The organism is Nocardia wallacei (genome assembly GCF_029869545.1).
Classification (GTDB): domain Bacteria; phylum Actinomycetota; class Actinomycetes; order Mycobacteriales; family Mycobacteriaceae; genus Nocardia; species Nocardia wallacei_A.
The window spans coordinates 1-5,397 of record NZ_JARWQD010000233.1; the positions used below are offsets into that span (position 1 = coordinate 1).

4 protein-coding genes and 1 pseudogene are annotated in these 5,397 nt (G+C 71.8%); 1 reads left to right on the forward strand and 4 read right to left on the reverse strand.

Features of this window, described 5'->3' with window-relative positions; genetic code table 11:
• Window positions 1-143: 143 nt before the first annotated feature.
• Window positions 144-1,676, reverse strand: a complete 1,533-nt coding sequence (locus QH290_RS19690; RefSeq protein ID WP_280384407.1) for an ArnT family glycosyltransferase — start codon at window positions 1,674-1,676, stop codon at window positions 144-146.
• 508 nt (window positions 1,677-2,184) lie between these two features.
• Between QH290_RS19690 and QH290_RS19695 the strand changes: the two genes are divergently transcribed.
• Window positions 2,185-3,684, forward strand: a complete 1,500-nt coding sequence (locus QH290_RS19695; RefSeq protein WP_280384410.1) for an alpha/beta fold hydrolase — start codon at window positions 2,185-2,187, stop codon at window positions 3,682-3,684.
• A gap of 15 nt (window positions 3,685-3,699) precedes the next feature.
• Here QH290_RS19695 and QH290_RS19700 read toward each other — a convergent pair whose 3' ends face one another.
• The 3 genes and pseudogenes from QH290_RS19700 to QH290_RS19710 form a co-directional block, all read right to left on the reverse strand.
• A complete protein-coding gene (locus tag QH290_RS19700) occupies window positions 3,700-4,077 on the reverse strand; it encodes a nitroreductase family deazaflavin-dependent oxidoreductase (protein WP_280265949.1) in 378 nt (125 codons plus the stop codon).
• A gap of 71 nt (window positions 4,078-4,148) precedes the next feature.
• The gene (locus QH290_RS19705; RefSeq protein WP_280265950.1) at window positions 4,149-5,015 is read right to left on the reverse strand and encodes a 5-oxoprolinase subunit C family protein; all 867 of its coding nucleotides are present in this window, start codon (window positions 5,013-5,015) and stop codon (window positions 4,149-4,151) included.
• Window positions 5,012-5,275: pseudogene (locus tag QH290_RS19710) on the reverse strand (carboxyltransferase domain-containing protein); the annotation flags it as partial. The pseudogene QH290_RS19710 and the gene QH290_RS19705, both read right to left, overlap by 4 nt.
• Between the last annotated feature and the right edge of the window lie 122 nt (window positions 5,276-5,397).

Below are 5,397 nucleotides of genomic sequence, written 5' to 3' on the forward strand. Positions count from 1 at the left end.
CCCCCCCCCCCCCCCCCCCCGCCCCCCCCCCCCTGGGGGGCCCCCCCCCCCCTCCCGGGGCCCCCCCGGGGGGGGGGAAACACGCAGGGCGTGCGGGAATACGATCGGCGGCAAGTTGGCTTGGGGCGGATGGCGGTTCGGGGCTACAGATGCATCCAGTGGGGCCAGACCTGTGACCACGGCTTGCGCTGGCCCGTGCACTTCCAGATCGTGACGTTCTGGGTGTTGCCGGGGAAGCCGAGGCGGGTGTCGACCTTGCCGACGGGCTCGACGTGGTCGAACTGGGTGCGCAGGACCGTCTCGTAGCCGCCGACGGCGAGCACCACCTCGGCGTCGTCGGGCGGTGCGCCGAAGTAGCCGAAGCCGCGGCTGGGGCTGTAGATCGGCGGGAGGTGGTCGCGGCCGAGTTGGTCGAGAGCGCTTGCCTGCCAATAGGTATCGGTGACGAGGACGGTGCGCTCCCGCTGCCACGGCGGGAGCGCGTCGTACACGGCGGTCACCGCGTCGTCGAGTTCGGGCCAGCCGAAGCGGCCGTAGACGCCGATCGCCAGCGCCGCCTCGGCGTCGTCGCGCGGCGGCGCGACCTGTTCGGCCGGACGCCACGACGTGGAGTCCAGGGTCACCGCCGCCGCCCAGGCCGCCAGCGCGACCACCACCGCGCCGCCGACGTATCGCCACCGCGGCGACCAGCGGCGGAGCACCGTCACCGCACCCACGGCACCGGCCGCGATCACCACCGCGTACATGCCCGCCGGATAGTAGATCCGGCCGCCGGTGACCATGAACACCAGGTACAGCACCAGGAGCGCGGCACCGAGAAAACGGAAGTCCCGCAACGATTTCCAGCGCAACAGCACCCACAGCCCGAACACCAGCAGCGGGGCCCCGAGCAGCCCCGCCACCATCACCGACATGGGCACGAACATCAGTTTGCCGCCCAGCACATCCTGTTCACCCGCGATCTCGGTGCCCATCGCGAGTTGCGGCCAGTCGTGGCGGGCCTGCCAGAGCAGTTCGGGAATGGCCGATACGACCACGACGGCGCCGCCCAGCCACAGCAGCGGCCGCCGCACCAGCTCCCGCGGCCCGAACGCCAGGCTGGTGGCGGCCACCGCGAGCCAGAAGAACGGGATCAGCCACTTCACCTGGAGGTCCACGACGGTCACCAGGGAGGCCGCGAGTAACAGCACGTCGCGGCGGGTCCGCACCCAGCGCACCAGCAGCCACGTGATGATCACCCACAGCGCGGTGTCCACCGCGTTCGTGGTCAGCATCGCGCCCTGCAGCAACAGGAACGGCGACGACGCGTACCCCACGGCCGCCAGCGTCTGCGCCGCCCGCCCGCCGCCGAATTCCCGGGCGAGCATGGCGCACAACACGATTGCGGCCACTGTCAGCAGGACCGCGGGCAGCCGGAGCACCAGATACGACCCGGGCGCCAGGATGTCCATGAACCGGGCCACCAGCGGCAGCACCGGCCCCTGGTCCGCATAGCCCCACGCCGGTCGGCGCCCCGCCGCCAGGAAATACAGCTCGTCCCCGAAGTACCCGTATCGCGAGGCCGAGAACACCAGCACCACCGCCGACACCACCGCGACCGCGGTCACGGACGCCACCGCCACGGGCGGCCGCTCGGCGCACCCGCCATCGGTCGAACGATCCACCAGGTCGGTCACCGGCGCCTCCACGAGTCTGATCAGCGGACCCGCCGAATCTATCGGCCGCCCACCCACCCCCGCCCCATCCCGCGGGCGAGTCGCCACGGGATCCCGGCCACAAGCGTGCCGGGAATAAATAGCCCTCGCGTCCCGGAATATATGGCTCTCTCGCCCCGGGAATAGTTGGCTCTCCCGTCCCGGGAATAGTTGGCTCTCCCGTCCCCGGAATGTGTGGCTCTCGCGTGCCGGGAACTCGCGGCCCTCGTGCCCCGGAATCGGCGGCCTTCGCGTCCTGGGAATCTCGTGGCCCTCGCCCCGGAACCGGCGGCCTTCGCGTGCTGGGAATGTCGTGGCCCTCGCCCCGGAACCGGTGACCTTCCCGTGCTGGGAATGTCGTGGCCCGCGCGACCCCGGAACCTGTGGCCTTCCCGTCCCGGGTGGGGCTGGGGGTTGCCGTAGTCGGCGGGAGTTCGGTGTGGCCGATACGGTGGGTGCGAGGTCGATGGTGGAGAGGGAGAGAGGGTTGTTGGGGAGTCTGGTTCGGTGGTCGATGGGCGTGGTGGTGGTCGCGGGGCTGGTGGCGGTTCCGGGGGCGCGGTCGGTGCCGGGATGGGATCGGGCGGACTGGTTCACGCGGCAGCGGATCGACTGGCAGGCATGCCACAGTGAGAGTCTGGATGCCGCCGGGGCCGAGTGTGCGGCCGTTCCGGTTCCGCTCGATTACGCGAATCCGTTGGGGCGCACCATCACTGTCGCGATATCCCGGGTGCCCGCGACGGATCCCCAGCAGCGGCGGGGCGTGCTGTTCTCCAATCCCGGCGGGCCCGGCGCCGCGGGCCGCGACAGCCTGGAACTGCTCGGCGATGTGCTCGACCCACAGGTGCGGGCGCAGTACGACCTGATCGGAATGGACCCGCGCGGCGTGGGGAAATCCGAGGGCGCGCGCGAATGCGGCTGGGCCGCGGGCGAAATGGTGCATTCGGCGGGCGTCGACCTCGACGGCTTCCTGTCCGACACCGGCCGCGCCGCGACGATGGCCCGCGACTGCGTCACCGCCGATCCCGAGGCCGCCCGGCGGCTCACCACCCGCAATACGGCCCGCGATATGGACGTGGTGCGGGCGGCCCTGGGCGAGCCGCGGATCAGCTACTTCGGCGTCTCCTACGGCACCTACCTCGGCGCGGTGTACACCCAGATGTTCCCGCAGCACAGCGACCGCATGGTGTTCGACAGCGCGATCGATCCGGACCGCTATTGGGAAGGGCTGGTACAGGATTGGGGCCCGGCCGACGAGGCGGCACTCGACGACTGGGCCGCCTGGGCGGCCACCCGCGACGACACCTACCACTTCGGCGGCACCGCGGAACAGGTGCGGGCGACCGTCGAGGATCTCATCGCCGCCGCCGCGCGGGAGCCGATCGTGCTCGACGGCTTCCGGATCGACGACCACTGGCTACCGTTCCTGCTGCACAACCTGCTCAACAGCTTCCGCTCGAATCAGGCTCTGGCCGACAGCATTCGGGAGATCGCCGACGCGGCGGGCGGCCCGCCGACCACCGCGCGCACGCCGCGACTGCAGGCGCTGCTCGAGGCGCTGCGCGACGAGGAGAATTCCGAGCTGGCCTACATCGCCTGCGGTGACGCCGCCGCGCCGGAGGATCCGGCGTGGTACTGGACCAACATCGAGGCGTCCCGGGCGTCACAGCCGGTGTTCGGGGCGATGGCCGACAATATTCAGCCGTGCGCCTTCTGGCCCCGCCCGGCCGAGCCCGCGACCGTGGTCCGCAATGCCGTGCCCGCGCTCATCCTGGCCGCGACCGGCGATCCCCGCACCCCCTACGCCCACGGCGTCCGCCTGCACGAGCACCTGACCGCCTCCCGCCTGGCGACGCTGCAGGACGTCCGCATCCACATGACCTTCCGCCCGGACCTCAGCACCTGCATCAACGACACCATCAACGGCTATCTCGCGACCGGAGCCCTCCCTGCCACCGACATCACCTGTCACCCCGACCGACCGCAATAGGACTGGGCGCGACGGTCAGGCGGGACGCCATTCGACGTAGAACTCCGCGCCGATGGCGCTCAATGCCTGCCGCACACCCGGCGGCGCCCAGCTCACCCTCGGATCGTGGCGCACCACCGGATCGCGCCCGGTGACGGTGTGCCCGTTGGTTTCCAGCTCGAACTCGCCCGCGGCGAGAATATTCTTCAGCCAGTCGACATCGCGGCCGTAGGTGAGCGCGACCCGAAAGACCCCGTCCTGGGAGAACAGGGTGATCGGCGTCCGATAGACCCGGCCCGACTTGCGGCCGGTGTGCACGATGATTCCCAGCCCGGGTGCGCGCCCGGCGACCAGGCCCGCGACCCGGTTGGTGACCCGTCGGTTGAACTTCGCCAGCGCCTGCGGCAACGGCATGAGCTTCCCCTCTCGGATGTGCTGCGCTGCACAGGCTACGCCTGCATCGGTGGGTCCGCTCCGCACGCGCGTCACGGTGACCACTCCCGGAACCGCACCCGCTGCCCGGGGCGGACCTGGGCCAGCACATCCACGTCGGCGTCGATCACCGTCGCGACCACGGGGTAGCCGCCCGTGATCGGGTGATCGGCGAGGAACACCACGGGCTGACCCGACGGCGGCACCTGGATCGCGCCCAGCGGCATGCCCTCGGTCGGCAGTTCCGCATCGTTGCGGCGCGTCAGTGCCGGGCCGTCCGCCCGGTCCAGGCGCACGCCGACGCGGTCGGTATCGGTGGAGACCTGCCAGTATCCGGTGAACAGATCCGCCGGTCCCGCGAACCAGTCGTCGCGCGGGCCGAGCCGCGCGCGCACGGTCACCGTGCCGGAATCCATCGGCGCCACGGGCGCGACCTCCACCGACGGCCACGACCGCGGCGCACGCCCCAGCGGCAGTTCGTCTCCGGCCCGCAGCGGTTCGGGCCCGAGCCCGGCCAGCGTGTCGCGGCTGCGCGAGCCGAGCACCGGGTCCACGTCGAGGCCGCCCCGCACCGCCACGTAGCAGCGCAGCCCCGACTCGGCGATGCCCAGCTCCAGTCGCTGCCCCGCGGCGAGGAACAGCACCGACGCCGTCGCCTCGGGACGGCCGTCGACGCTCATCGGCGCGGGGGCACCGGTGACCGCGACCACCGCGGGCTCCGCGAATTCCAGGCGCAGCCCGCCCAGCACGCATTCGATCGCCGCCGCCGATTCCGGATTGCCGACCAGCCGATTGGCCAGCGTGAACGAGCGCCGATCGGCGGCGCCGGATACGCCGACCCCGGCATGGAACCAGCCGGGGCGACCGAGATCCTGGATCGTGCTCAGCAATCCGGGTGCGACGACACGCACGACACTCATGCGTCCCCCGCTCTGACGAACCGCACTCGGGCACCGGGCCGCAGCAACGCGGGCTCCGGGCGTTCCAGGTCCCACATCCGCAGCTCCGTCGTGCCGATGATGCGCCAGCCACCGGGCGTACTGCGCGGATAGACCGCGCTGTAGCCACCCGCGAGCGCCACGGCCCCGGCGGGCACGACCGTGCGCGACTGCGGCCGCCGCGGAACCGACAGCCCCGCGCCGGGGGCCGGGCGGTAGCCGCAGCCCCGCGCGGCACCGCAACCCGCAACTACACCCCGACGACCTGCCCGCGATCATGACAGCGGTCGCCGACCTCGCCGCCGGCAAGCCCACCACCATCACAATGCGGATCCGGTTCGCCGACCAGAACCACTGGACGAGG

Excerpts from the sequence above, each read along its gene's own strand:
- QH290_RS19705 (WP_280265950.1), bottom strand. The coding sequence starts at position 5,015 with ATGAGTGTCGTGCGTGTCGTCGCACCCGGATTGCTGAGCACGATCCAG.
- QH290_RS19700 (WP_280265949.1), bottom strand. The coding sequence starts at position 4,077 with ATGCCGTTGCCGCAGGCGCTGGCGAAGTTCAACCGACGGGTCACCAAC.